Source organism: Flavobacterium procerum (genome assembly GCF_042431625.1).
Taxonomy (GTDB): domain Bacteria; phylum Bacteroidota; class Bacteroidia; order Flavobacteriales; family Flavobacteriaceae; genus Flavobacterium; species Flavobacterium procerum.
This window is the reverse complement of the sequence record NZ_JBHLYW010000003.1, coordinates 151,867-177,732: the sequence shown is the minus strand read 5'-3', so window position 1 is coordinate 177,732 and position 25,866 is coordinate 151,867. Positions and strand designations below refer to the sequence as shown.

Annotated in this window: 23 protein-coding genes; 14 read left to right on the top strand and 9 right to left on the bottom strand. The window is 34.1% G+C overall.

The genetic code is table 11. From position 1 onward, the window contains the following. Positions 1–54 precede the first annotated feature (54 nt). Positions 55–597, top strand: a complete 543-nt coding sequence (locus tag ACFFLS_RS02965) for a DUF3575 domain-containing protein (RefSeq protein WP_379683286.1) — start codon at positions 55–57, stop codon at positions 595–597. A 78-nt stretch (positions 598–675) separates the two neighbouring features. Here ACFFLS_RS02965 and ACFFLS_RS02960 read toward each other — a convergent pair whose 3' ends face one another. The 4 genes from ACFFLS_RS02960 to ACFFLS_RS02945 form a co-directional block, all read right to left on the bottom strand. Beyond that, positions 676–1,068, bottom strand: coding sequence for a hypothetical protein (locus ACFFLS_RS02960; protein WP_379683287.1), 393 nt, complete (start codon positions 1,066–1,068; stop codon positions 676–678). Positions 1,069–1,127: 59 nt separating this feature from the next. Next, positions 1,128–1,574: a hypothetical protein gene (locus ACFFLS_RS02955; protein WP_379683288.1), complete on the bottom strand. Its 447-nt coding sequence runs from the start codon at positions 1,572–1,574 to the stop codon at positions 1,128–1,130. 54 nt (positions 1,575–1,628) lie between these two features. Then, positions 1,629–2,087 carry a hypothetical protein gene (locus ACFFLS_RS02950; protein ID WP_379683289.1) on the bottom strand — a complete coding sequence of 153 codons (459 nt, stop codon included), beginning with the start codon at positions 2,085–2,087 and terminating at the stop codon, positions 1,629–1,631. Between the two features lie 81 nt (positions 2,088–2,168). Continuing rightward, complete coding sequence (locus tag ACFFLS_RS02945; RefSeq protein ID WP_379683290.1) at positions 2,169–2,654, bottom strand: hypothetical protein; 486 nt, start codon at positions 2,652–2,654, stop codon at positions 2,169–2,171. A 303-nt stretch (positions 2,655–2,957) separates the two neighbouring features. Here ACFFLS_RS02945 and ACFFLS_RS02940 point away from each other — a divergent pair, with 303 nt between their 5' ends. Both ACFFLS_RS02940 and ACFFLS_RS02935 read left to right on the top strand, forming a co-directional pair. Next, a complete protein-coding gene (locus ACFFLS_RS02940) occupies positions 2,958–3,320 on the top strand; it encodes a hypothetical protein (RefSeq protein WP_379683291.1) in 363 nt (120 codons plus the stop codon). Between the two features lie 42 nt (positions 3,321–3,362). After that, positions 3,363–4,718, top strand: a complete 1,356-nt coding sequence (locus ACFFLS_RS02935) for an energy transducer TonB (RefSeq protein WP_379683292.1) — start codon at positions 3,363–3,365, stop codon at positions 4,716–4,718. Positions 4,719–4,745: 27 nt separating this feature from the next. On the opposite strand, the gene ACFFLS_RS02930 is transcribed toward ACFFLS_RS02935, so the two are convergent. Continuing rightward, positions 4,746–5,012 (bottom strand): hypothetical protein, encoded by a 267-nt coding sequence (locus ACFFLS_RS02930; RefSeq protein WP_379683293.1) that lies wholly within the window; start codon positions 5,010–5,012, stop codon positions 4,746–4,748. 318 nt (positions 5,013–5,330) lie between these two features. Between ACFFLS_RS02930 and ACFFLS_RS02925 the strand changes: the two genes are divergently transcribed. From ACFFLS_RS02925 to ACFFLS_RS02905, 5 genes are all read left to right on the top strand, one after another. Next, positions 5,331–6,797 carry a glycoside hydrolase family 130 protein gene (locus tag ACFFLS_RS02925; RefSeq protein WP_379683294.1) on the top strand — a complete coding sequence of 489 codons (1,467 nt, stop codon included), beginning with the start codon at positions 5,331–5,333 and terminating at the stop codon, positions 6,795–6,797. 187 nt (positions 6,798–6,984) lie between these two features. Then, positions 6,985–7,548: a DUF6642 family protein gene (locus ACFFLS_RS02920; protein WP_379683295.1), complete on the top strand. Its 564-nt coding sequence runs from the start codon at positions 6,985–6,987 to the stop codon at positions 7,546–7,548. Then, positions 7,548–8,468 (top strand): AraC family transcriptional regulator, encoded by a 921-nt coding sequence (locus tag ACFFLS_RS02915; protein ID WP_379683296.1) that lies wholly within the window; start codon positions 7,548–7,550, stop codon positions 8,466–8,468. Before ACFFLS_RS02920 ends, ACFFLS_RS02915 begins: the two co-directional genes overlap by 1 nt. Positions 8,469–8,538: 70 nt before the next feature. Continuing rightward, positions 8,539–8,739, top strand: a complete 201-nt coding sequence (locus ACFFLS_RS02910) for a hypothetical protein (protein ID WP_379683297.1) — start codon at positions 8,539–8,541, stop codon at positions 8,737–8,739. A gap of 24 nt (positions 8,740–8,763) precedes the next feature. Then, the gene (locus ACFFLS_RS02905; protein WP_379683298.1) at positions 8,764–9,336 is read left to right on the top strand and encodes a pentapeptide repeat-containing protein; all 573 of its coding nucleotides are present in this window, start codon (positions 8,764–8,766) and stop codon (positions 9,334–9,336) included. Between the two features lie 83 nt (positions 9,337–9,419). Here ACFFLS_RS02905 and ACFFLS_RS02900 read toward each other — a convergent pair whose 3' ends face one another. The 4 genes from ACFFLS_RS02900 to ACFFLS_RS02885 all read right to left on the bottom strand — a co-directional run bounded on the left by ACFFLS_RS02900 (position 9,420) and on the right by ACFFLS_RS02885 (position 17,886). Continuing rightward, positions 9,420–10,991 carry a DUF5123 domain-containing protein gene (locus ACFFLS_RS02900; RefSeq protein ID WP_379683299.1) on the bottom strand — a complete coding sequence of 524 codons (1,572 nt, stop codon included), beginning with the start codon at positions 10,989–10,991 and terminating at the stop codon, positions 9,420–9,422. Between the two features lie 41 nt (positions 10,992–11,032). Next, positions 11,033–12,835 (bottom strand): RagB/SusD family nutrient uptake outer membrane protein, encoded by a 1,803-nt coding sequence (locus ACFFLS_RS02895; RefSeq protein WP_379683300.1) that lies wholly within the window; start codon positions 12,833–12,835, stop codon positions 11,033–11,035. 17 nt (positions 12,836–12,852) lie between these two features. After that, positions 12,853–16,092: a SusC/RagA family TonB-linked outer membrane protein gene (locus ACFFLS_RS02890; RefSeq protein WP_379683301.1), complete on the bottom strand. Its 3,240-nt coding sequence runs from the start codon at positions 16,090–16,092 to the stop codon at positions 12,853–12,855. A gap of 627 nt (positions 16,093–16,719) precedes the next feature. Further along, positions 16,720–17,886 carry an MFS transporter gene (locus ACFFLS_RS02885; RefSeq protein ID WP_379683302.1) on the bottom strand — a complete coding sequence of 389 codons (1,167 nt, stop codon included), beginning with the start codon at positions 17,884–17,886 and terminating at the stop codon, positions 16,720–16,722. 102 nt (positions 17,887–17,988) lie between these two features. Between ACFFLS_RS02885 and ACFFLS_RS02880 the strand changes: the two genes are divergently transcribed. From ACFFLS_RS02880 to ACFFLS_RS02855, 6 genes are all read left to right on the top strand, one after another. Continuing rightward, positions 17,989–18,822: an AraC family transcriptional regulator gene (locus ACFFLS_RS02880; protein ID WP_379683303.1), complete on the top strand. Its 834-nt coding sequence runs from the start codon at positions 17,989–17,991 to the stop codon at positions 18,820–18,822. Positions 18,823–18,894: 72 nt separating this feature from the next. Further along, positions 18,895–19,278, top strand: coding sequence for a hypothetical protein (locus ACFFLS_RS02875; RefSeq protein ID WP_379683304.1), 384 nt, complete (start codon positions 18,895–18,897; stop codon positions 19,276–19,278). Between the two features lie 110 nt (positions 19,279–19,388). After that, positions 19,389–19,919 (top strand): DUF3347 domain-containing protein, encoded by a 531-nt coding sequence (locus ACFFLS_RS02870; RefSeq protein ID WP_379683305.1) that lies wholly within the window; start codon positions 19,389–19,391, stop codon positions 19,917–19,919. 2 nt (positions 19,920–19,921) lie between these two features. Further along, complete coding sequence (locus ACFFLS_RS02865) at positions 19,922–20,482, top strand: helix-turn-helix domain-containing protein (protein WP_379683306.1); 561 nt, start codon at positions 19,922–19,924, stop codon at positions 20,480–20,482. 336 nt (positions 20,483–20,818) lie between these two features. Then, positions 20,819–23,341, top strand: coding sequence for a heavy metal translocating P-type ATPase (locus ACFFLS_RS02860; RefSeq protein WP_379683307.1), 2,523 nt, complete (start codon positions 20,819–20,821; stop codon positions 23,339–23,341). A gap of 193 nt (positions 23,342–23,534) precedes the next feature. Next, complete coding sequence (locus ACFFLS_RS02855) at positions 23,535–25,778, top strand: multicopper oxidase family protein (RefSeq protein ID WP_379683308.1); 2,244 nt, start codon at positions 23,535–23,537, stop codon at positions 25,776–25,778. The last annotated feature ends 88 nt before the right edge of the window (positions 25,779–25,866 follow it).

Here is a 25,866-nt window from a genome sequence, read left to right as displayed (position 1 = left end):
CTTTTCTATTTTTTATATCTGAATTTTGGGGTCAAATAATTCAAATCACTTTTTATGAAAAAAAATCACTTACTGCTTATCATTTTGTTTGCTTTTTATTCTGTCAATGCTCAAAATGAAATCGAATCAAATCCTTTTGAGAGAAAAAATGACATTACCATAAATGCAATTGCGGCCTTTAACAAAACTCTAAACGTAAGCTACGAAAGACATTTAAACAACAGATCATCATTAGGTATTTATTATTTTCATGTATTAACAACTGACACAAGCAATGACATGAATTATTCCATTTCTCCCTATTATAGAAGATATTTTGGTAAAAAATACGCATCAGGCTGGTTTGTGGAAGGGTTTGGAATGCTGGCTTCAACAGATGGCAAAAAAATATACGCTTCAGAAGATCGTTCGATATATACCGAAAACCCAGATGTAATTAATTTTGCTCTCGGTGCTGGCGGAGGCTGGAAATGGATAAGTAAAAGCGGATTTCTTTTTGAAGCAAATGTTGGTTATGGCGGTATATTAATCAATGCAGATAAAACGGACCATACTATTGTGGCAAAATTCGGATTGAGCGCTGGATATAGATTTTAATCTCCAAAAAGAATTCGCCAAACTTAGTTGAATATTTTGAATACTGATTGCAAAAAGCTTCGGAGAAATCTGAAGCTTTTAAAAAATTTGAAATCTTTTTTGTTCATTTTCTTCATCATCTGGAACATAGGTTTTCATTATTCTAAACGCTCCATTACCTTCTTGACCAGGGTATTTTAAACCAAAATTTGACCAACCTGAATTCCAAATCAACATTAATTCCTTCCAATACGGAATGTTTTTATTTTCATCAAACTTATAATCTTCATCAAAAATTGCCTGTACTTCATTAATTAATTCAGTACAATAACATTGATCTTCTTCATCATAAACATCTACTTGAATATCTAAATGCTCTCTAAGTTCATTTAGCAGATAACTTCTTAAATTCCATCCACGGACATTAATATCAGAACCCCAAATTGACAAAACAGGCTTAAATTGTAGGTCAGGTCCACTAACTACAAACATACACGAATGAATTGGAATTAATTTAGGTGTTTTTTGATACCATTCTTCAAAAATGTTTTTTATTTGATTTCAGATTTTGGCCTTTTTCCCCAAGATTTTAGCCAAACTCTATTTACTCCAACAATATCTTGATAAATGCTATCGTATGCCCATTTTTCAATTTCTGTAATTTCCTTTTCATCACGAAGCCAGTTATAAAAAAAAGGACTTTCTTCGACTATAATTTCAGAATCTTCTTCAAATGTTTCCGTATACTCAAATCTTTCTTTTCTATCAATCGTGTGCAAAATCCTCAAAAATTCTCGATGCTCAAATATGAATTTAATAGAATACTTTTTTTCTATTTCATCAATTTCAGCTTCAGAAAGTCCAATCCATTTTGCACCGTAAGCCCAATCTGCACAAACAAAAACATTTGATGAAGTTTTGGGATTGATACTCCAAAACAATTCTGTTCTTTCTTTTACCCAATACAAAAAATCGGTTATGTTTTCTGGAATATTCATTAGTTTTTTTATTTAAACTTTCTGATATCTGTAACGTTTATACCTCCAAGATTATCAATCTTTATTTTTCTGCTTTTTATAAACTAAAAATTCATTTACCTGAATCCATTTGTCGCGTGCATCTCTAGCCCATTGATGTGATTTTTGAACTGTAAACGTACTATCAGTCATTTCAATAACGTCTAAGTTTTCGCAATCTTGAAAAACAGTATCCTTTTCCATAATCATTTTATCTGGAATTAATGATAATGTCGTTCCAAATCTATTTTCATTTCTATTAAGGTAGAACTTTCCGTTTGAGTGCACTCTAATATCATCACTGCTGTATTGTTTAGTGTAATTTCCATCCTTAAAACTGATTTTTTCGGTGTAATGTCTTTCTTTTAAAATCCAAGTTCCGTTGTATTTATTCTTTTCAATAATTTGATTACAACTAAAAACAAAAAACAAGAACACACAAAAAAATGACAGAATAAAAACTCTGTTTAGATGAATTGGCTGTCTTTTTTGCATAATAATAGCATTTGGAATCTGAATTAAGATTTGTCTAAAATAACAATAAAGGTCTATTTAAACCTAATCAAAATTTATTGCTTATTTAGAGGTCCACCAAGCATTGGGAACTTTGTACTTTTCTGGTTGTGTAATTCTTCTTTCGTAATAATAATCCGAATATTGACGAGGGCTTCCCGCTTTTTCCTTTGTTAAGAAAACCATTCTTTCTTCTTTGGTATTCAAATCTTTAAAATAAAGAACAACCGTATTTTCATTATAATTTACAACATCATACACAAAACCATTAAATCGCAAAATACTATCTTTTGAAACGCTCCATCTTTGCGATACCTCAACAACATGGCCAGAAGGCTTATATTTTAGAAAATTATTTATAGAATCTCTTACATATCGTTCCGTAAATTTATTTTCATTAAACTTATAATAAGTAAAATCACCAGAATTAGGATTGTAGTACGTCCAATATTCATCTGGATGAGCAATTAAGATTTCTTCTATCGTTTTTTCATTATTACAACTTGCTAAAAGCGTCAAAATAAACAGAAAGTAAAGCTTAGTTTTCATTTAGAAAAAGTTTTAAATATTGAAATAATTTCATGCGTTTTATGCATTTCCAGACAAATCTAATTGCTTTAAAAAAAATATACTAAACTAAATAAACATATAAAACCTATACATGTGTCTTTGCTACTATTTTATCAAAATAACATAATAAAACATCATGACAGATTGGTAAAACTGAATTTCAGTTATCTTCTTTCTTAATCTGACGTTTTTGATTTCTAAAAATTATCTCTAATAGAAAAATCTCTTATCTTTAATTTCAAATCTCGTATATCGTTGAATCTATAACAACAAAAAACAGGAATGCAAAAACGGACTAAATTCTTAATCATCATTATTATGCTATTCGTTTGCGGTTTAGCATTACGAGGAAAAATATCTGGAGAAGAATTTGATTCCCAGAAATGGAAAAACTCAGATCTAAATCTTGAAAATAATTGGTCTATGCGTTGGGATATGATGAATAGTTTACGAAATAATTATAAACTAGTTGGAATGTCTAAAAGCGAAATTATCAATTTACTTGGGAGACCCGACGGCAATTTTTCTACAGATAACGAATTTAAATATTATCTTGGATATAGTAAAACTGGAATAAACACTGGAAGTTTAACGATCTCATTTGAAAACGAAAAAGTAACAAAAATAAATGTGTGGCAAGGCTAAATTGCTCAAATTACCAATTATTCACAGATCTAAATTAATTGTATGATAGTTTTAGCGTCAAACATAATAAAGAAAAGTTTCATTCTTCTTTTTAGTTTTCTATTAATTGCAAGCTGTCAAAACAAGCCTATTGAATCTGCAATTGCTGATCCTTCATTAAGAGTCGAAAACGGGTTTCGCCGATATTGCAGTTTTTTGGAAACTCCTACTTATATCGTCAACAAAGACTATGTAATCTATCAGGATTGTTATACTCATAAAATCTTAAAAACCGATTTAGCTTCTTTCGGAACAAAAACAGTTGGAAAAGAAGGTTTTGCATTTGATAAAAACGGAGTTTTCGTAAAAGGAGAATTTGTGAAAATTGACACTACCGGTTTTACCGTTTTAGCAGATAATGCAGAAATGGATCTTTGGTGGAAAACCAACACAAAGTTTTTTAAAAACACGACCGAATTAAACAGAACCGATGCAGACACTTTTCCGAGCGGTAGAGGCAAAAGACAAAAAATTGTTTTTGAAGATGACGATTCGGACAAAACTATAATTGATTACAATTTTTACAAAAAGAATAATCGCATTTACTATCATAAAAAACGAACTGATTTTGATGCTGAAACGTTTACACCAATAAATAAAAGCCTAAAATATTACAAGGATGAGGATGTCGTGTTTTATCTTAACGATAAAGGAATTCTGGAATTAAACGATGTAGATGTAAATTCTGCCAGAGTTTTTAACAATTTCCTGATGGATAAAAATTATTTATATCATGAAAACATCAAAATCATTAAAAGTAACGGAATTGAACTTTTGGCCATTTTTCCGGGCTACAGAAAAGGCTGCGGTTTAGATTCGCAACCAGGTTCTAATTTTTATCTGTTTAAAAATGACGAAGGCTTTTGGCTTGTTAAGATTTCAAATACGATTTCGTATCGATTTCTCGGAAAAACATTTGACCGCAAATGGGATGTTGCTTTTCAAGTAATTGATCTTCCTAAAAAGTATAACAATCCTAGAACCGTTTTACCTTTTAAACCTGAAGAAAAAAAATTAAAAGAAACAGAAAATTATGTATATAACGCTCGGGATCTTGAAGAACTTCCTCAATACCCTGGTGGCATAGAAAAATTATACGCTTTAGTACAGAAAAATTTTGTGATGCCAAAAGCAGCAGTTAAAAACAAAGTGGACACTGGCGCTATTTTTTTAGGTTTTGTTATCGAAAAAGATGGAACTATATCTGACATAAAAGTTTTGCGTGATTTTGGTTATGGCTCCGGAAAAGAATTGGTAAGAGCTTTTAAATTATCATCAAACTGGAAACCAGCTACAATTAAATGTAAACCCGTGCGATGCTATTTTACTTTTCCGTATCATATAGTCAAAACGGATTAATTTAAAAACTATTTTTCAATAGTACAATTACAAACCTTCGCTTACCATACAAAAGAATCTTCCGTCAATCGAAATTTTGGTAGGTGAAAGAATTTTAATTTGTGCTCCGTCAACACTTTCAACAGCTTCAAATTCGAGTATTTTATAATCATCCAACACCCATGAGTCATTATGAGAACTTGTATGGTCTCTAAAATAACTTCTTCCCACTCTTTCCTTGCTTTTAAGAATTTTAAATTCAATAATTCCATTTTCAATTTTATAAGTACCAGACAAAGAAACAATTTTGCTCAAAGTTGTATTAATCTATAATGTATGAAAATGTATTGTTTGGCCCAAATCGGTCACTAGAGAATCATGCTCCAGTACTTTAAAAATCTTAATATTTTTATTTCTATATTTTTATTCTTTCAATCACTTAAGGAATAAAACTTAGAAAAAGAATTTTAATAAAAATTTAGGCTTTTTCTTTAACAAAATCATTAACTTGTTGTTACAAACAGATTTCGTTCTAAGCAAAAAAACTCTTCATCAGGTTTTATATCCCTGATACTTTTGCATCTAGATTTACAAGGAAATCTGCTGTTGAATTCTAAAACTAAATAAAAATCTATGCGAGTATCCGTCACCCGAAAAAACATAAAATTCACACCCGATTCCAGCAGAGTTGTTGCTCGTTATTTCATGAACGGTTACGAAAGAACCCAGCAGATGGTAACCCGTATCATGATGCTCGACGACAAGCAGGTTTTGCAAACTTTGGAGCAGACTTTAAGAGAATTTGCACGCCGTCACCGAAACATTTCTGCAGTTTTTTTCAGACACTGCGAAAAAATCAGGCCTGTAATTGAAGCCATGCAGATAGATTACGACGCATTATCTCTTGATCGCAAAATGCTGATTGGATCGTATTGCACGATGGAATATGCAATCGAATCTGCTGCAATTTTTAATCCTTCAATAGTTGAAGATTTTGACCAGACTGGATTGGAAGCCGGCGAAAAGCGAGTTATTATTTCGTTTCGTGCTACGGGAGAAGGACATATTTCTTCTATCGTTTTTAGACGAGGCATTCTAGACCGCGACAACAATCTTCATATCATGAAAATCGGAAATCATGTTGACAAGGCAGAAATTGAACACAAAACCTTATTCAACAAAGAACGGTTTTTAATCAAATTATCGGAAATGCATACTACAGACAAGTATATTGTCCAAATCATGCAGAATCTGCCAAATGACTTCGAATTTGCCGTTTTAAAAAATATCTTAAAAGAAAACCTCAGCGATCCACTCATCCGCGAAGAAAAACGAGTTGCACTTCAGGAAATACTATGGCTGGCAAATTCCTTTTATGATTTGCAGTTTAAACACGATTCAGACATTACAGAACGCGTAATTTTTCCGATTTCGGATTCTGAAAGTCGTGGTATAGAAGACGCCCGTTTTGTGCGTTTTGTCGACGACGACGATTCTGCACGCGTCATGGCAACCTATACAGCTTACAATGGGCATACAATACTTCCTAAACTTATTTCGACCGAAGATTTCTATAATTTCAGAGTTATGCCCTTGCATGGAGCTGGAGCGCAAAATAAGAATCTGGCTTTGTTTCCTCGAAAGATAAAAGGCAAATATGCGATGTTGGCCCGTATAGACGGCGTAAACAACTACATTATGTATTCTGATCGCGTTACGCAATGGAACACACCAATCTTACTTCAAGAACCACGATATACTTGGGAATTTACACAAATAGGGAACTGCGGATCGCCGCTTTGGACCACAGAAGGATGGCTCGTAATTACACATGGCGTTGGAACCATGCGACGTTATTGCATTGGCGCATCGTTATTTGATCTTGACGACCCATCTAAAGAAATCGGAAGATTGACAGAACCGCTGCTTTCGCCTTTAGAAGATGAACGCGAAGGATATGTTCCAAATGTTGTGTATTCTTGTGGTGCCATTATTCACAACAACAGCCTTATTTTGCCTTATGCTGTATCTGACTATTGCTCCACTTATGGCGTTGTAGATCTTGTAGAATTATTGGATGCATTAAAGAAAAGCAAATAAACAACTATAAGAAATCTAAAAGCGGATTGGTTTTGTACCAATCCGCTTTCTTTTTTAAGTTTTCAATCGTTGAATATCTTCAAATTAAAAACAAGTTAAAATCGGCATTCTATACTAAAATTTCTTTCAGAAAAAATACTTTTGTAAAACTGAAAACCAGACTTTAGCAAAAACAGAATCAGGATTTATGGATAACGAAAAGTTTATTTTTTGCCTTGAAGGTGTCGCCGACGTAGAAAACCATACAACTACCAATGTTGTAAAATGCCTCGAAGAACTTGCAATTGATCAAGGAATTTCGAGCATTCATAAAACTTGCGATACTATCGAAGGCCTAGAAGAAAGCCTGAACATCTTACTTTACGAAGATCATAATTTTAAAGATTATGAAATCATTTATTTGGCCATGCCGGGACAGGAAAACAACATTTGTCTTCACGATTATTATTACAGCATCGAGGAAATCGCAGAACTTTTTGAAGGAAAGATGAAAGGCAAAATCATTCATTTTGCCAATCTTAAAGTTTTGGATCTAAATGAAGAAGAAGCCCAATATTTCTTAGACATAACGGGAGCAAGAGCTATTTCTGGCTACGGATCTACATATAATAAAATTGCCAGCTGCAGTACGATTGACAAAGCTTTTTTTAGCTTGTATCAGGAAAACGACAATCTTATTGAAGTGGTCGAAGACCTTTACACAAAACATTATAATCTATGTAAACTACTTGACTTTAGATTGTATTACTAATGAAAACAAGAAAGCCTGAAAAAGTAGAAACCTATAGTCCGCTAAGATTTCGAGAGAAGTTTCTGGGAGAAGACAATCCCATTCACTTGCTTTTCAAATCCAATTCTGATCATTTCTTCTGTCTTGAAATTGAAGAAATCATGCAGATGCAGCATCCAGTTCCGCCTTCTAAACATTCTTGCCATACCTTAATTTTTATTTCTTCCGGACATCATATTATGAAGTTGGGCCATCAGGAATACATTACTACTAACAACGAAATGATCATGGTGCCGGCTGAGCAGATTTTTTCGCTCGAAAATGTCAACAATATACACAAAGGATACATCTGCCAGTTTCATCCCGATATTTTAATTAGAAAATACGGAAGTCGTGAACTTTTGAATGAATTCGATTTTTTGAAAATTTCTGGAAATCCGAAAATAAGCCTCCCGCCTGAAGATGTTGGTTCTATTCTAAACATTTTGGAAAGATTGAAAAAAGAATATTCTGAAACTACATTTACAGATCTTAATATTGTACAATCTTATCTGATTACTCTTTTTTATGAAATGAATAAAAATGCAGTAAAAACAAAAAAAGGCATTTCGGCCGCTGAAGTTATTACAGCAAAATTCAAAGAGCTTATTCACGATCATGTAAAAACCCAACATCAGGTTAATTATTACTCTTCTTTACTAAACGTTACTCCCAATCATTTGAATAAATGTGTCAAAACGGTAACAGGCAAATCGGCCGTAAAATGGATTGATGAAAACATATTATTAGAAGCTAAATATTTACTGTTTCAAACTACACTTTCTGTAGGCGAAATCGCAATTCAGGTAGGTTTTGAAGACCAATCTTACTTTAGCCGATTTTTCAAAAAAGCCGAGGGAATCACGCCTATTCGATACCGAAAAATGATTGATAAGTCCTAATTATTGATTATAGAATCCTAACAAATGAGTAGACGTTTTTCAGAAATTTGCTAGCTCAAAAATGCAAATTATGATTTATGTTTTTAAAACTTCCGTTGACAGCCAGACCAAATTCGAGTCGGCTTCTGCACTTCTAAACCAATTATTACCCGAATCACAGTGGAATTTTGATCTGGAAGACTGCGATAATATTTTACGAGTAGACAGCGAACTTAACGTTACAGAACTGCTCCAAAACAATACTCTTTTCGATTGTATCGAATTAGAATAATACTTTATACATGCCTTTTTAATTATGGAAGCCAAATTATACCAAAACAGGACTTTTGAAACGATTGACTATTCAGATCAAAGTTTAGCCAATATCGAATTTGTGAACTGCGAATTCATTAATTGCAATTTCTCTAAAAGCGATTTAAGTCATAATGATTTTCTGGATTGCACATTCAAAAACTGCAATCTTTCTTTGGCGACTTTACGAAACACCGGATTGAAAAACATCAAATTTATTGGCTGTAAACTAATGGGGCTTGACTTTAGTGCCTGCAATAGTTTTTTATTCTCCATGAATTTTGAAGATTGCATCTTAGACTATTCGACTTTTATTTATAAAAAGCTCAAAAAAACCAACTTTGCAGATTGTTCTTTAAGAGAAACAGATTTTTCGAACACTGATTTATCCTTAGCGATTTTCAAAAATTGCAATCTTTCTAGTGCCACTTTCGTGGAAAGCATTTTAGAGAAAACCGATTTCAGGACTTCTAGAAATTATGCTTTTGACCCATCTGAAAACAAAATCAAAGGAACCAAAGTTTCTCATACGGCACTTGCGGGTTTATTGCAAAAATTCGATTTTAACATAGAATAGTTTTTTAGTGCTGATTGAACCTAAAAAAAAGAGGGATGCAAAATAATTTGCATCCCTCTTTCGTATTAACTAACCATGATTTTTTATTTTATCCAACGTGGATCTCCAACTTTATTATCAATTAAAGTTTGGTTTGCGATTGTAAAATCTCCAGTTGCAGCATTTGTAAACTGTGGATTTAACGCTATACCCGCAGCATCTGATTTAAGAGGAGCCGTAGGACTTGCCGCATTCAAAGTAGTCGCATTAAAATAATTATTATTTGAAAATGTAGGAGCTACGGTTGCAGCTTGATTAGCATATCTCGCTACTGTTTCTGCAAATATTGAATTACGAACAATAGTAGCGTTCGAAACAAAACGAATATATAGCAATTGATAACCACTTTGTGCAACTGTATTTGTTATTCCGTATAATGTACAGCTTTCAATTAATGTATTGCTTGTCAATCCTGTTCCAGTCAATCCTGTTGCTGCATCCAATCTGATAAAAGCTCTTCCTGCTGCACACTTATTAAATGTACTTTTTGTTAAAACAATATTATTAACATAGCTCGTTCTAAAATCGATAAACTCTCCTGTTGAAGCTGTATCAATATTTGTGAAAATAGAATTTTCTACTGTAATCGATTCTATTCTAGCAACAACACCTGTCAAAGTATTAGTAAATGAACCTAAGTAATCATGCACTTGACATCCGCTCACTAGTAATCTTCCATAATTACCATTTTGATTGTATTTTACGATATCAGTCTGCGTGTTATCACCGTTTAAATCTAAATCAATTAAAGTTAGAGATGACGCACCTGCATTTAATGTAAATCTCACACTCACTTTTGGTTTATCTCCAGCTCGTAAACCTCTTATTGTAATTGGTTTATTTAAAATGATTTCTCCAGTAAAAACGTCATACTCTCCTGGCATCAACACTAAAGTAGCATCAGCTGGAGCGGCTTGAATTTTAGCATTCAAATCGTCTTCAGGTTTAACTAAAATTCCATTCCCTATATCAATTCCAGTTTTAAAAGATCTTTCACCTCGTTTCTTTGTTCCGTTATACAAAGAAGCTGTATAATCTGTTTCTGAGGTAAGTCCTGTTACTAGTGCAACTCCTGCTGTTTTTTCTGCAGGTGTAATTGCATGTATTATATTCCCAGGATTCAAAACTAATTGCGTTACATTACTGTTTGGAGTCCATCTCAAAGTAACCTGCTTTGCCTCAATATCAGCGTCTTGAACAGGATACATAATCTGTTCAGATAAAGTAGTAGCAGTAATAACCGACCATTTAGAATCTTCAAGACCAGCTGCACTTACAGCTTTTACTCTAATAGAATAAGTTGTTTCTCCTTCTAAGGCAACCTGTATTGGTAATTCTGATGGAGCAACATTTATTGATTTGTAAATAGTCTTAAACTCTGTATCGTCTGCACTAAACTCTACAAGATAATGATCTGCATTTTCGTCTGATTTAACAGTCCAGGTTAATTCAACTGTAGTTTGATTTCTAATTGTAGCTTTAAGGCCAATTGGAGAAAATTCTCTTGTATTTCCTATACCGTCTAATAAGCCTTCGTTATAACTTTCACAGCTTGAAACTCCAATTGCAAGAAGTAATACGGCTATTAATCCTCTAAATATATATTTTGTTTTCATCCTAATAATTTCTAATTTATTATTAATTTTTTGAAAGATTTTTAATAACCGTAATCATTTTTTAATTGGCCATTACTTCCATCAAGAAACACTTGCCATATTGGCCAGAATTGTCTGTTATCAGGGTTAACTCCTGGTTTGTATAATGAGTTTATCTTGGCATCTGCAGCAGTACCTGTCCATGTCCAAGTTGTTGAGGTGTATCCTACTCCTGGATTTGTAGTTTCTCCACGATTTAATCCGTAGATATCGATAGACACATTATCTGCTTTAAATTTAGAATACAAAGTTGTAGGGACATCAGCATATTCACCAGTACGCGCTGATAAAGCTGCCATTTTTAATTTAGCCTCATCTAATTTTACTTTTAGCAAATTCCAACGAATTAGATTCTGTTTACGCTCCATTTCACCTGTAAACTCATATTTGTTTTCCTTAACAAGAGCTTCAAACATGGCTTCTTTGCCAGTCAATGCATCTACATACGCATCCACTTTGACAGCTTGTGATGTGGCAGGAAATGATCTTCTACGAACTTGTTTTAAATAAGGCGCCGCAGCCCCTGGACCTTCTAACTCGTTTGCAGTTTCAGCTGCGATAAGCAGAACCTCCGCATAACGCATGTACATTTTATTAACCCCATCATCGTTAGTAGAAGTCACATAACGTTTCATCCATTCGTAACGGTATTTACCAAAGTACCATGTATCTAAAGTACCCAACTCTTGTTTCGCAATATTATTAGTCGCCGCGCCATATTTATAAGGCACACAAGTAACATCTCTACGAGTATCAGCTTGATCATAATCATAGAAAACAAATGGCAACGGACCTGCTACTCCTCCACGGTTAGCTCCATTCGCTTGAAATTGATCTGATGCAGCAGTATGTTTAACAGCGAAAGTAAACAACATTCTACCGCGTCCATCAGCAAAAGGTAGTTCCCAAAGTGATTCTCCTCCAGCAGTAGTGTTTTCCTCATTGTATTTTCTCCATAATCCTTCAAAAGTAGATTCTAAATGAGCAGAACCACTTGCAATAACAGAACGAGATTCTGCTAATGCCAATGCATACATACTAGCTACTGAAAGTTCAGGGTCATTACTTCTTCTTACTCCATCAGGATATTGTTGGTAACCACTTGCAACCAAAGCTAAACGAGCTCTAAATGCTTTTACAAAAGCCTTATTTACATGTTCAACAGTACTTGTGTAAGCTGTTTCGTTTGGCCATGCAACCAAAGTAGATGCTTCACCTAAATCTGCAATTAATTGTTTATAAATAACATCTCTGCTTGATTTAGGCAAGTATAAGGTTTCTGTAGTAATTGGTTCAAAACGAGCTGGAACATCACCCCATGCTTTAAGCAAATCTGCATAGTAAATCGCTCTCAATGTCAAAGCTTCTCCTAACAGCTGCCCCATTTCTGATCCTGGTAACGGATTTCCATACTGACGTATACCTTTAATACAAATATTGGCACGTTCAATTCCTGAGAACATCATTGAATAAGCATTATTGGTCGTATTCATCTCTGTATTGTTTGTCTTTGCATCGTAAACACACAAATCTGCTTTATCCCCTGCCGTTTGTGAGGTATTGTACCATTCTATATCTGTATTTAATCCATAATATGGTAAAAATCTTCCTCTATATGAGTTAGTTTCAGCAAATGGTACTTTTATTCCATCAACCGCTCCTTTTGCAAGACCAGGTGTAGAAAAAATCAAAGCAACATCTAATGTTGATTCTGCAGATGTATCTAAATAGTCGTCCTCAAATTGCTGACAAGAACTAAACAAACCCGAAATAATCAATCCCGCTATTATTATTTTATGTTTCATTTTGTAATAATTTAAAATTAGAAATTAAGATTCATTCCAAAAATCATCTGTCTGCTTCTTGGATAAGGACTTGAATCAACCCCTGGTGTTAGTGGGTTTTTTCTTCTCGTTGAAACTTCCGGATCTGAACCCGAATAGTTAGTCCAAACAAAAACATTGCTTGCCGTCAAATAGAATCTTAATTTAGAAATTCCTAGTTTAGATGTAAACATTTCAGGAGTTGTATATCCTAATGTTAACGTATTTAATCTTAAAAACGATGCATCTTCTACAGCCCAATCTGTAAATATAGCATTTCTCATATATGGAGACCACATGGTTGTATTAGCATTCAAAGCCGCTAATGCATCTGGGTCTGTCACTAATTGACCTGAAGCAGGATCTAGATTCGTCCATCTTTTTCCATCAGCCATTGTAGAGTTTAAATTTTTATATCTTGCCGAAGCGTTAGCTGTAGAGAATTCAACTTTATCAGCATTGTACACATCGTTACCGATACTCCAGTTAAAAGCTGCCATTAAATCAAATCCGTAAGCATTTCCATTGATGACAAAACCACCTGAACTTTTAGGATTGTAATTACCAATAATCGTTTTATCTTTTAAATCTACCACACCATCTCCATTAACATCTTTCAATTTCATATCACCAGGTTTAAGAGCGCTTCCGTCACCCACTAAAGAAGTAGAAGTAGGAGTCACACCGCTTTTTAGAACATATTTCCCTCCAACATAATCAAAATCGGAAACTTCATATCTTCCATCATTTTTATAACCATACATAGTACCTAAAGAAGAACCAACTGCTATTAAATAATCATCTCCAATTTGAGATGAAGCCCAACCTGTAGCCTGTCCAAAATCACTCATAACACCTAATGAATTAATACGATTTTTGTTTACTGACATATTGAACGAAAAATTCAATCCGTATTTTTCTTTTTCGATAGCCACGACATTTAATGTAGCCTCGAAACCTGTATTTTGCGTTTCTCCCATGTTACGGTATTGAAAATCATATCCAGATCCAGCTACTGGGAAATTAATCAATAAATCACTTGTAATATTTTTGTAAACATCAAAATTACCACTTAAACGATTTTTGAAGAATCCGAAATCCAAACCAACATTCTGAGTTACTGTTGTTTCCCATTTCAAATCTGGGTTAGGCATTGTTTTGGAAGGTGCCCATACACTTGTAACACCATTAATCCAAGTTGTTCCTGTAGATTGAAAAATTTGAACCTGTTGCCCAACAGGTATATTGTTGTTTCCTGCTTCACCATAACTAGCTCTTACTTTTAAAAGATCTAACCAAGATTTACCTTTTAAGAAGCTTTCTTCAGAAATTTTCCATCCTGCTGCAAAAGCTGGGAAATAGCCCCAACGATTCTGTTCCAAGAATTTACTTGATCCATCAGCACGAAATGTAGCTGAAAAGATGTAACGATTTTTGTAATCATAATTGGCACGTCCAAAAAATGACAATAATCTATCATCTGGACTATAGTAATTATCTACTAATTGTGGTGTTCCTTGCGTTGTTAGCGATTTAGCTTTTTGAAAATCAAAAAACGTAGGATATCCGTGGATAGTAGTAGTCACAGTATTAGAATTGTATTCAATACTTTCTTGCCCAACAAGTGCTGTCAAATGATGATTTTCACCCATTAATTTTTTGAAATCATAATTTAATGTATTGGCATTTCTAAAACGTCTTTCTTTAGTATCCCCCATAATCATTGCTGGCATCCCTTGTAGTGGACCAACTGGAGCATTAGCTATATAATAAGTTGTAAGTCCATAGAAACGATAGTCTTGAGTGTTAAAATTATCCACACCTAAATCTACTTTCAATTTCAAATTATCTACAATCTCCCAACCAAAACTTCCCAACATATTAAAGTTTTTACGAAACTGTTGACGGTTATTGTCATATACAGATGCAAAAGGATTTATCAATTGATCTGAACCATCTCCTGCTATATCTTCTGAAGTCAAACCTGACACAGGAAGCGGTGCATACCCTACAATTGTACGCATACGTGAATCTGCAGAAGATTTCTCATTTTGCTCATTTACACCACCACCATCAATCTCTGTATCTGAATAACGCATAGTAAAACCAACATCAACCTTGTCGCTTAATTTACTTTTTAAAGACAAAGCAAGGTTGTTTCTTCTATAATTTGAACCAATCATAATTGCTTTTTCATCAAAACGCGCATAATTAAAATTATAATTAAGCTTATCCGTTCCGCCTCTAATTCCTAAATCACGGCTTTGTACTTCTCCTGTACGTCCAAAAATCTGTTTTTGCCAGTTATCCCCTTTCACTCCGTTATACATATCATGATCTTCCCAATTTCCAAAATATCTAGTATAAGAAGTTGGGTTCGTAGCTACTTTTGTTCCTGTTTGAGAAAGCAAAGCATACTCGTATTGCCATTTCGTATAATCTTCTGGTGATAAAACATCAATTTCTTTAGCCATGGTCTTCATTCCATAGAACATATTGAAATTTACTGCAATCTTACCGTCTTTTCCGCTTTTAGTTGTAATCAAAATTACCCCATTTGCACCACGTGATCCATAAATTGCAGTTGAAGCTGCATCTTTCAACACGGTCATTGTCTCAATATCAGATGAAGAAATGTCGTTCATATTATTGATTGGAAATCCATCCACAATAATTAATGGCGAAGCATCCTGAGTTAGTGATCCTCCCCCACGAACTCTAATTCTGATATCTGCATCTGGAGATCCTTCTGACGCAGTTACCTGCACACCAGCAATACGACCAGTTAAAGCTTCAGCGACATTTGCCACTGGTACTTTCTTTAAATCGTTACCAGAAATAGTTGAAACCGCTCCAGTTAAATCAGATTTCTTAGATGTTCCATATCCAATTACAACAACTTCATTTAAGCTGTTAGAATCCTCTGTCATCGTTGCGTTAACTTTTGCTTTTCCATCTGCAGGAACCTCAACGGTTTTAAATCCTATGAAAGAAAAGCTTATAACAGCTTTTGGATTGGTTAATTTCAGTTTGTAATGCCCATCAAAATCTGTAGAAGTACCGTTTTTAGTTCCTTTCTCCAGGACATTTACCCCCGGAAGAGAAAGTCCGGCAGCATCTTTAACGGTTCCCTCTATTGTAGTGCTCTGTGCATAAATCTGATTGCTCAGCAGACACAGTAAGAAAACAAGTACAGAGCAGAAATTTGCTCTTTTGTTTAATAAATCTTTAAAGTTCATGGTTGATTGTTTAAGTTACTAAATTTTTAAGTTTTTTGTGGTTAAGTGGTTTTTTGTGGTAGTTTTTTAATCATGTATAATCGTTTTTGAAAATTAATTTTAACAGTAATAAAATTACTCCGACGCAGTAATCACTTAATATGAGCGATTTTTCATTACTTACTACTTAATCGATTTCGAACATACAATTCAAAGTTGTAATCGATTACACAAACATAGATATTTTTTTTAAACGAAAAATAAAAAATCATAAAAAAATCCAAAAAAAAATTACATATCAAAAAAATAATTGCTTTTTTATATCACATATATAATTTTTAACGATATAAAATATTAAATATATTTTTATTAATTGTTAATTTGATTTGATTTTTGCAAAAAAAACAATCGATTACATGAACATTAATTACGAAATTATTAGGTGTATTTTTCACACTTAAATCCGGCAAATATTCTTCTTTATTCTTTTTTTATTTTATGAAAAGAGCGATAATTTAAAAGGTATTTTCTGACTTCGCCCACAAACAAATAGAAAAATTAAAATTTTTAATTTGTTGGCTATTCAGAGACAAAACAAAAAAGCCCTTAAACAAAAGTTAAGGGCTTCCAAAGAAAGTGTTTTATTTTTTAGGCATTTTTCAACTGCAGATTCCTGCCATGTAGTTTCATCAAAACTAAGGTAATCATCATTCCGATTACAGACATTGCAACACCAACTAAATTTGGAGAAGCATAATTAAATCCAGCCGTTAGTGGAAGTCCGCCTAAAAAAGCGCCAAGAGCATTTCCTATATTAAAACTTCCTTGAAGCGAGGCCGAAGCAATCATCTCTGCTCCTTTCGCCGTACGAATCATCAGCATTTGAATTGGGGCAATTACTGAAAACGCAATGGCACCTGTTAAGAAAGTAAGGAACAATGAAACATATTGGTTAAAGGAAAAGAAATAAACCAAAACCAAATCTACTGACATTACCAACAATAAAGCCAATGTTGTAGGTGCAGGCGAAAAACGGTCAGCCAGCTTCCCTCCTGCAAAATTCCCAACTACCATTCCGAATCCGGCTAAAATCAGAATAGTCGAAACATCTTCTGGTGCAAACCTTGAAACATTTATTAATAAAGGAGCAATATAACTGATCCAAGCAAACAATCCTCCAAAACCAATTGCCGTAATGCCAATAATCAACCAAGCTTCGGTTTTCTTAAAAAACAACAACTGTGTTTTCATGTTTACGCTTTCGCCTTTATCAAGATTAGGCATCCAAAAATAAATTGCAACTAATGTAAGAGCGCCAACAAGAGCAATAATTACAAAAGTATATCGCCAGATAAAATGATGACCAATATAAGTGCCAATCGGCACACCAATCAAATTGGCAATTGTCAATCCGGCAAACATTATTGAGATGGCCTGTGCCTCTTTTCCTTTATCGGCCAAACGGCTCGCTACTACTGCACCAACACCAAAGAAGGCTCCGTGCGGCAGTCCTGAAAGAAATCTCGAAGCAAACAGAAAATTATAATCAGGAGCAATGATAGACAGTGCATTAAAAACTGCCAGCATTAAAGCCAAGATTAGAAGCATTTTTTTTGGTGCATAATTTCTGCCGATGATTACCAGCAGTGGTGCTCCAATAACAACTCCAAGTGCATAAGCAGAAATTAAATATCCGGCAACCGGAATCGAAACTTTCATATCTGAAGCAATGTCAGGCAAAAGGCCCATCATTACAAATTCTGTAATTCCAATAGTTAACCCTCCTAAAGAGAGTGCAATAAGACTTTTTTTCATTTGATTAAATTAGAAAGGAATAAATTTTCTACGATGCAAATTTAAAACCGACACCGCTGAAATAAATTGTATATTTGCGATATAAATTTGTAAAAATAGGTTATGCCGAAGCTGAATCAATTCAAAACATTAATGCTAGATGAATTTGAAGAGGAAAAATTTCATTTGCCTCCGCATTCTCATACCTATTATGAAATCATATACATCAAAAAGGGAAGCGGCATTCATCACATCAATAACAATTTACTTCATTATAAAGCGGGCGATTTGTTTGTTATTTCACCAGATGATGAGCACTATTTTGATATAAAGAAAAGTACCCGTTTTATTTTCATAAAATTCACCGACAATTATTTCAATTCAAAACAAAATCTTACCTGCGACGAATTTCTGATTCATACCCCGGAAAATTTTATGCGCGATAAAATTTTAAAAGAAACTGTTTTAAAGTTTGATGAACCCTGCAAAACGATTCTTAGAAATACTGTTGAGAACATTACAAAATATCATCAATATATTGATGTTGCCAATTCACCGATTGTCTTTTACCAAATTCTTTCCATTTTTGGTTTGATCAAAGAAACCATTAGATGCATGAATTTGCAGATGACCTCAACACATATTGACAATGAGCAAATTGCAAATTACATTCACCAGAATATTTATCAGCCCAAATTGGTTCAGGTAAAAGTAATTGCAGCTCATTTTAATATTGCTCAAACGTATTTCAGTGCCTATTTCAAAAGGACTTTTGCCATAAGTTATCGTGATTATATTCATAATTTGAGAACAGCTTTGATTGAGAAAAGGTTTCAGAACAATCAATTGCCAATTAAACAAATTGCATATGAATTTGGTTTTACAGACGAAAGCCATCTAACGAATTATTTCAAAAAGAAAAGAAACATGAAACCAACCGATTTTAAAAGGCTTTAGTTATTGAAATCCTAAAAGAGATTTCCGCCTGAATATTTTTATCTAAATTTGCACAACAAAAAGAATTTCCTTTTGACAAAAAAAATCTACATAGCATTTTTATTACTACTAATTGGTTTCGTTTTGACTCCGGTTTCTGGTTATGCATGTGGAATTCATTCTGTAAAAAAATCTCACACAAAAGAAATTGCTACGGAAAAAAAAGAGAAAGACTGTTGCACAAAAAGTTGTTGTCAAGAAACATCAAAATCAAAAAAGAAGAAACACGACTGCGACGGAAAATGCAACCACACCAATTGTACGACTCCGTCTTTACAATTAAACATTCCGTCTTTAAACGATTTTAGTTTTCAAAACAATTTTAACTTCTCTTTAGAAAAACCTATTACCTATTACCACAAAACCAACCTTTCTGATGGTTTTACGAATATCTGGTTGCCTCCTAAAATAAAATAATTGTATTCTTGACAGCCATAAGTGGGTTTAGTTAAGAAATTTATTATACTTCTAGATTCAATAAAAACAACCTGAAAGGAAAACTTCTTCCTTTTATAAAATATATTAAAATGAAAAATTTAATAACAACTGTTTTAGCAGTTATCGCAATAGTATTTTCTGTAAACAACATTGCAGCAAACGAAATTAAATTACAAATCAATACAGAAGATGTTATCGCTTCTAGTGAATTACAATCTGTTTTCGATAATTATTTTGCTGTAAAAGATGCGTTTATTAAAAGTGATGCCAAATCTGCTTCGGCAAAAGCGGCAGATTTACTTACAGCTATTACTGCTGTAAAAATGGACAAACTTAAAAGCAACGAACATACGGTTTGGATGAAAGTTGTAAAAAAATTAACTTCTGATGCAAAGGCAATTTCATCAAATACAGACATTAAGAAACAGCGTGAATCTTTTAAGTCATTATCTAAAAACACTTACGATTTAATAAAAGTTTCAAATCCAGAACAGCCTGTTTACAAACAATACTGCCCAATGGCCGATGCTGATTGGTTAAGCAAAGAAAAAGCAGTTAAAAATCCGTATTATGGTTCTTCCATGCTGACTTGCGGAAATGTAGTTGAAACTATAAAATAAATATGAAGCTCTACATCAAAAACATGGTGTGTGCTCGATGTAAAATCGTGGTGAAGTCTGAGTTTGAAAAACTCGGACTTCCTACTATTTCTGTTGAGCTTGGCGAAGTGGAATTGGAAAACGAAATAACTGAAAATGAGAAAGAAACTTTACTTATAAATCTGCAAAATTTAGGTTTTGATTTATTAGATGATAAAAAAAGCAAAACAATCGAGAAAATCAAAAATCTGATTGTCGACTTGGTTCATCATAAAAACAACGAGTTAAAAACCAATTTATCTGATTATTTGGTAGAAAACCTAAATCAAGATTATAATTCCTTGAGCAATTTATTTTCGGAAATCGAAAACACGACAATTGAAAAATATTTCATTAGCCAAAAAATAGAAAAGGTAAAAGAATTATTGATTTACAACGAACTTTCCTTAAGCGAAATTGCTGATATGCTCAATTATAGTAATGTTGCACATTTAAGTAATCAATTCAAGAAAATTACTGGCTACACTCCTACTTCGTTTAAACAATCAAAAGATAAAAAACGCATTCAGATCGAAAATATATAATCTCTCGCAAAGGCGCTGAGACGCAAAGTTTATTTTATTCTCCCGCAGATTCTGCAGATTTAGCAGATAAATTAATTGTAAATATTAAAATTTAAATCTGCTAAATCTGCAGAATCTGCGGGAGACTATTTTTTAGTTATATTAATAAACATAAACTTTGCGCCTCTGCGACTTTGCGAGATTAATGCCAACCTTAGAAAAAATCTGCCATCCCGATAGCTATCGGGAGCGTGAAACAAAAGACTTAGTAAATCTTACAAATCATTCTCAAAATTCTACAAACCGAACTCGCCAATAGTTCAGAAATTTGCATTGTAATACTTAAAAAACACTACAATGACTCATCAATATATAATTTCAGGAATGTCTTGCAACGGATGTCGAACAAAGGTCGAAAAGACTTTGAATGAAATCGAAGGCATTCAGGCCGAAGTAAATCTAAATCCGGGAGAAGCGACTATTACAATGAACAAACATGTCGCAACCGAAAAACTTCAGGAAACCTTATCTGCTGTTGGAAACTATACTATTGAAATGAAAACCGCAGAAAATTCAGGAGAAAATGCTGTAAAATCATGCTGTTCATCTAAAAAAGAACATTCTGGTCACAATCATGCAAAAAAAGTCATACCACATAATGCAACTGGTGTTTTTTATTGTCCGATGCATTGCGAAGGCGACAAAACCTACGACAAATTTGGTGACTGCCCCGTTTGCGGAATGGATTTAGTGCCACAGGTTTCTATCAGTCAGACGCAATTTACTTGCCCGATGCATCCAGAAGTTATTTCAAATGAACCAGGAGATTGTCCGATTTGTGGCATGAATCTCGTTCCGATGCAGGCTTCCGAAGAAGAAAACAAAAGCTATACTGATTTATTGAAAAAAATGAAAATTGCGATTTTGTTTACACTTCCTATTTTCATTATCTCAATGTCAGAAATGATTCCGAACAATCCACTTTACCATATAATGTCAATTGAAAAATGGAATTGGGTTCAATTCTTATTCTCAATTCCGGTATTATTTTTTGCCGGATGGATGTTTTTTGTTCGTGCTTATAAATCAATTGTTACTTGGAATCTGAATATGTTCACCTTAATCGGAATTGGAACTTCCGTTGCCTTTTTATTCAGCATCGCTGGAATGTTTTTTCCAAATATTTTCCCATCCGAATTCAAATCACATCACGGAACCATTCATTTGTATTTTGAAGCCGCAACGGTGATCATTACTTTAGTAATATTAGGACAATTATTGGAAGCCAAAGCACACGGGCAAACTAATGGCGCCATAAAAGAACTTTTGAAACTCGCTCCTACCGAAGCAACTTTAGTAGAAAAAGGAATTGACAAAGCAATTTCAATTCACAATATCAAAAAAGACGATTTATTACGCGTAAAACCTGGAGAGAAAATTCCCGTTGATGGAAAAATATATTTTGGCGAAAGCAATATCGACGAATCTATGCTTACAGGAGAACCCATTCCTGTAGATAAAAAAGTTGGAGATTCTGTTATTTCAGGAACTATAAATGGTACAAAATCGTTTGTAATGGTTGCTGAAAAAGTGGGCTCAGAAACTATTTTTTCGCAGATTATTCAAATGGTAAATGATGCCAGCCGTTCGAGAGCACCGATTCAAAAACTAGCCGATAAAGCTGCTAAGTATTTTGTGCCGACAGTTGTCCTGATTTCAATTCTGACTTTTATTCTCTGGGCAAAATTCGGTCCCGAACCTTCTTATGTCTATGCGTTGATCAATGCTATTGCTGTTCTAATTATTGCCTGTCCTTGTGCTTTAGGACTTGCAACACCGATGTCTGTAATGGTAGGAGTTGGAAAAGGCGCCCAAAACGGAATTTTGATAAAAAACGCCGAAGCGCTTGAAAACATGAATAAAATTGATGTTCTTATTACCGATAAAACCGGAACAATTACAGAAGGAAAACCATCAGTTGAAAAAATAGTTGCTCTAAATAATGATGAAGATTTTCTGCTTCAAAATATTGCTTCGCTAAATCAGCACAGCGAACACCCTTTGGCAAAAGCCGTCGTCACTTTCGCGAAAGCAAAAAATACACAACTAAAAGAAGTTCTAGATTTTGAAACCATAACAGGAAAAGGTGTTACCGGAACCATTGAAAACAAAAAAATAGCGTTAGGAAACAAAAAACTGATGCTTCAGATAAATGCTTCAATCTCATCAACCATCGAAGACAAAGTTACTGTTGAACAAAATTTAGGCAAAACGGTTTCCTATATTGCAATCAATCAAACTGTTTTGGGGTATGTAACCATTACTGATGCCATAAAAGAAAACAGCGCACAAGCGATTAAAGAATTAATCGATCAAGGTGTAGAAGTTATCATGCTTACGGGAGACAATGCCAATACCGCAAAAGCAGTGGCCGAACAACTTCAATTAAGTTCTTTTAAAGCCGATTGCCTTCCGGAAGATAAATTAAAAGAAATCGAACGTTTGCAAGCCGAAGGCAAAATCGTTGCAATGGCGGGCGACGGAATAAACGACGCTCCTGCCTTAGCTCAGTCCAATATCGGAATTGCAATGGGAACCGGAACTGATGTTGCCATCGAAAGCGCAAAAATTACGCTGGTAAAAGGAGACTTAAACGGAATCGTAAAAGCAAAAAACCTCAGCCATGCCGTAATGTCAAATATCAAACAAAATTTATTTTTTGCCTTTATTTACAATACCTTAGGAGTGCCAATTGCTGCGGGAATTTTATATCCTGTTTTCGGAATTTTGCTTTCGCCGATGTTAGCTGCTTTGGCAATGAGTTTAAGTTCTGTATCTGTAATCGTAAATGCTTTGCGATTGAGAAGTCTAAAATTATAAATTGGAGCGTAATTATTTTAACACATAGAAACATAGTTAATAGAAGATTAAAAAAAGGCGTTTCACTAATTTAAATAAACATAGTTACTATGTGTGAAAACTTGTTTCTTCTCTTCTCTTTTTTAGGCAAAAAAATCTATGTCTCTATGTGTTTAAAATTAAATTATGTTCAATTTATTTAAAATTATAATCGATGATAAAAATCAAATATATACTTGTTCTTTTTTTAATCGCTTTTCAGCTAAAGGCGCAGAAAGTCGTGCGTTACGATTTACATGTTCGCGATACAATTGTCAATTTTTCTGGAAAAGAAAAAAGAGCGATAGCGGTTAACGGACAAATTCCGATGCCTACTTTAACTTTTACAGAAGGTGATATTGCCGAAATTTATGTTCATAATGAATTAAAAAATGAAGATACAGCCATGCACTGGCACGGATTATTTCTTCCGAACAAAGAAGATGGTGTTCCGTATCTAACCCAGATGCCTATAAAACCTGGAACTACGCATAAATATACTTTTCCAATTATTCAAAACGGAACGTACTGGTATCATAGCCATTCTGGCTTGCAGGAACAAATTGGCTTATACGGCCTTTTTATCATCAACAAAAAGAAAGACGACTCGACAATTCGAAAAGGAATTGATGATTTGCCTACAATTCCAGTTATTCTCAGCGAATGGTCGGACCTTAAACCTGAAAACATTCAGCGAATGCTGCACAATGCGAATGATTGGTTTGCCATCAAAAAAGGAACAACGCAAAGTTATGTTGAAGCCATCAAGCAAGGACATTTTTCGACCAAAGTAACCAACGAATGGAAACGAATGAATGCCATGGATGTAAGCGATGTTTATTATGAAAAGTTTCTCCTTAACGGTAAAAATGAACAACAGTTTTCAGACCTTAAATCTGGCTCAAAAGTTAGGTTGCGAATTGCCAACGGAGGTGCTTCAAGTTATTTCTGGCTGACGTATGGCGGCGGAAAAATTACCGTTGTGGCAAGCGACGGAAACGATGTCGAACCTGTAGAAGTCGACCGTTTGATTATTGCGGTTTCTGAAACTTATGATGTTGTGGTAACCATTCCTGAAGACAATAAATCTTTTGCTTTTCTGGCTACAGCCGAAGACAGAACAGGATTTACGTCATTATTTTTAGGTGAAGGCGAAAAACAGCCGATTCATCATCTTTCGAAATTAAAATATTTTGAAGGTATGAAAATGATGAACGATATGATGAAAATGAATGGAGAAATGAATGATATGGGTATGAATATGTCTTGGAACAAAATGGACATGAACGCCGTAATGTATCCTGAAATTTCTGGTGAAGATGAAAATGCAAAACCCGCAATGGACCATTCGAACCATAATATGGGTGACATGAAAATGGAACATGACAGCACAGAAACTCCAGAAATTATCACTTTAAATTACGGAATGCTGAAGTCTCCTTATAAAACCAATCTCCCGAAAGACGCCCCCATAAAAGAACTGCGTTTTGAATTATCTGGAAATATGAACCGTTATGTTTGGAGTTTAGACAATAAAGTGGTTTCTGAAACGGATAAAATCTTAATTAAAAAAGGAGAAATTGTTCGTATTACATTGTATAATGGCTCGATGATGCGCCACCCAATGCATTTGCACGGACACGATTTCAGGCTTTTGAATGACCAAGGCGATTATGCGCCGATGAAAAACGTAATTGATATTATGCCGATGGAAACCGATACCATCGAATTTGAAGCAAATGCCGATGGCGACTGGTTTTTTCATTGTCACATTTTATACCATATGATGGCTGGAATGGGACGTATTTTTAGTTATGAAAATTCAGCACCAAATCCGTTGATCCATCATCCTGAAATGGCGTATAAAATGCTTAAAATGGACGATCGTATGTTTCATTTTATGGCAGAAAATGATTTTGCAACCAACGGAAATGATGGTGAAGCAATGTACAGCAATACCAGATGGAGCATCGGAACCGAATGGAGATTGGGTTATAATGACAAACATGGTTATGAAACCGAAACACATATTGGTCGATATATTGGAAAAAATCAATGGTTGATGCCGTTTATTGGTTTCGACTGGAGATACCGAAAAATGGGAATGGACGAGCAGGAACAAAATCTGTTTGGACAAACAAACACCAAAGACAATCGTTCGGTTTTTAGTGCTGGACTTGAGTATACTTTGCCAATGCTCATAAAAGCACAAGTCGAGATGTATACAGATGGGAATGTAAGAGTGCAATTTGAGCGAAAAGATATTCCGCTTTCAAGACGCTTACGAATGAATCTCATGTGGAATACCGACAAAGAATATATGGCTGGCCTGAAATACATTGTGGCCCGAAACTTTGGCATCACCACGCATTACGACAGTGACATGGGAATTGGTTTTGGGTTGAACTTAAATTATTGATTTTTTTGAATCTTATAAGCAATGTAAATTCATATTAAAAAACATTATATAAAAAGCCCACTTAAGACGAAATAAATTATCTTAGTTT

Coding starts and splice junctions, on each gene's coding strand:
- ACFFLS_RS02915 (WP_379683296.1), top strand. CDS start 7,548: ATGAAAACAAGAAAGCCTGAAAAAGTAGAAACCTATAGTCCGCTAAGA.
- ACFFLS_RS02890 (WP_379683301.1), bottom strand. CDS start 16,092: ATGAACTTTAAAGATTTATTAAACAAAAGAGCAAATTTCTGCTCTGTA.
- ACFFLS_RS02935 (WP_379683292.1), top strand. CDS start 3,363: ATGATAGTTTTAGCGTCAAACATAATAAAGAAAAGTTTCATTCTTCTT.
- ACFFLS_RS02855 (WP_379683308.1), top strand. CDS start 23,535: ATGATAAAAATCAAATATATACTTGTTCTTTTTTTAATCGCTTTTCAG.
- ACFFLS_RS02960 (WP_379683287.1), bottom strand. CDS start 1,068: ATGTTTGTAGTTAGTGGACCTGACCTACAATTTAAGCCTGTTTTGTCA.
- ACFFLS_RS02910 (WP_379683297.1), top strand. CDS start 8,539: ATGATTTATGTTTTTAAAACTTCCGTTGACAGCCAGACCAAATTCGAG.
- ACFFLS_RS02925 (WP_379683294.1), top strand. CDS start 5,331: ATGCGAGTATCCGTCACCCGAAAAAACATAAAATTCACACCCGATTCC.
- ACFFLS_RS02920 (WP_379683295.1), top strand. CDS start 6,985: ATGGATAACGAAAAGTTTATTTTTTGCCTTGAAGGTGTCGCCGACGTA.
- ACFFLS_RS02940 (WP_379683291.1), top strand. CDS start 2,958: ATGCAAAAACGGACTAAATTCTTAATCATCATTATTATGCTATTCGTT.
- ACFFLS_RS02945 (WP_379683290.1), bottom strand. CDS start 2,654: ATGAAAACTAAGCTTTACTTTCTGTTTATTTTGACGCTTTTAGCAAGT.
- ACFFLS_RS02895 (WP_379683300.1), bottom strand. CDS start 12,835: ATGAAACATAAAATAATAATAGCGGGATTGATTATTTCGGGTTTGTTT.
- ACFFLS_RS02880 (WP_379683303.1), top strand. CDS start 17,989: ATGCCGAAGCTGAATCAATTCAAAACATTAATGCTAGATGAATTTGAA.
- ACFFLS_RS02950 (WP_379683289.1), bottom strand. CDS start 2,087: ATGCAAAAAAGACAGCCAATTCATCTAAACAGAGTTTTTATTCTGTCA.
- ACFFLS_RS02865 (WP_379683306.1), top strand. CDS start 19,922: ATGAAGCTCTACATCAAAAACATGGTGTGTGCTCGATGTAAAATCGTG.
- ACFFLS_RS02860 (WP_379683307.1), top strand. CDS start 20,819: ATGACTCATCAATATATAATTTCAGGAATGTCTTGCAACGGATGTCGA.
- ACFFLS_RS02955 (WP_379683288.1), bottom strand. CDS start 1,574: ATGAATATTCCAGAAAACATAACCGATTTTTTGTATTGGGTAAAAGAA.
- ACFFLS_RS02965 (WP_379683286.1), top strand. CDS start 55: ATGAAAAAAAATCACTTACTGCTTATCATTTTGTTTGCTTTTTATTCT.
- ACFFLS_RS02870 (WP_379683305.1), top strand. CDS start 19,389: ATGAAAAATTTAATAACAACTGTTTTAGCAGTTATCGCAATAGTATTT.
- ACFFLS_RS02905 (WP_379683298.1), top strand. CDS start 8,764: ATGGAAGCCAAATTATACCAAAACAGGACTTTTGAAACGATTGACTAT.
- ACFFLS_RS02900 (WP_379683299.1), bottom strand. CDS start 10,991: ATGAAAACAAAATATATATTTAGAGGATTAATAGCCGTATTACTTCTT.
- ACFFLS_RS02885 (WP_379683302.1), bottom strand. CDS start 17,886: ATGAAAAAAAGTCTTATTGCACTCTCTTTAGGAGGGTTAACTATTGGA.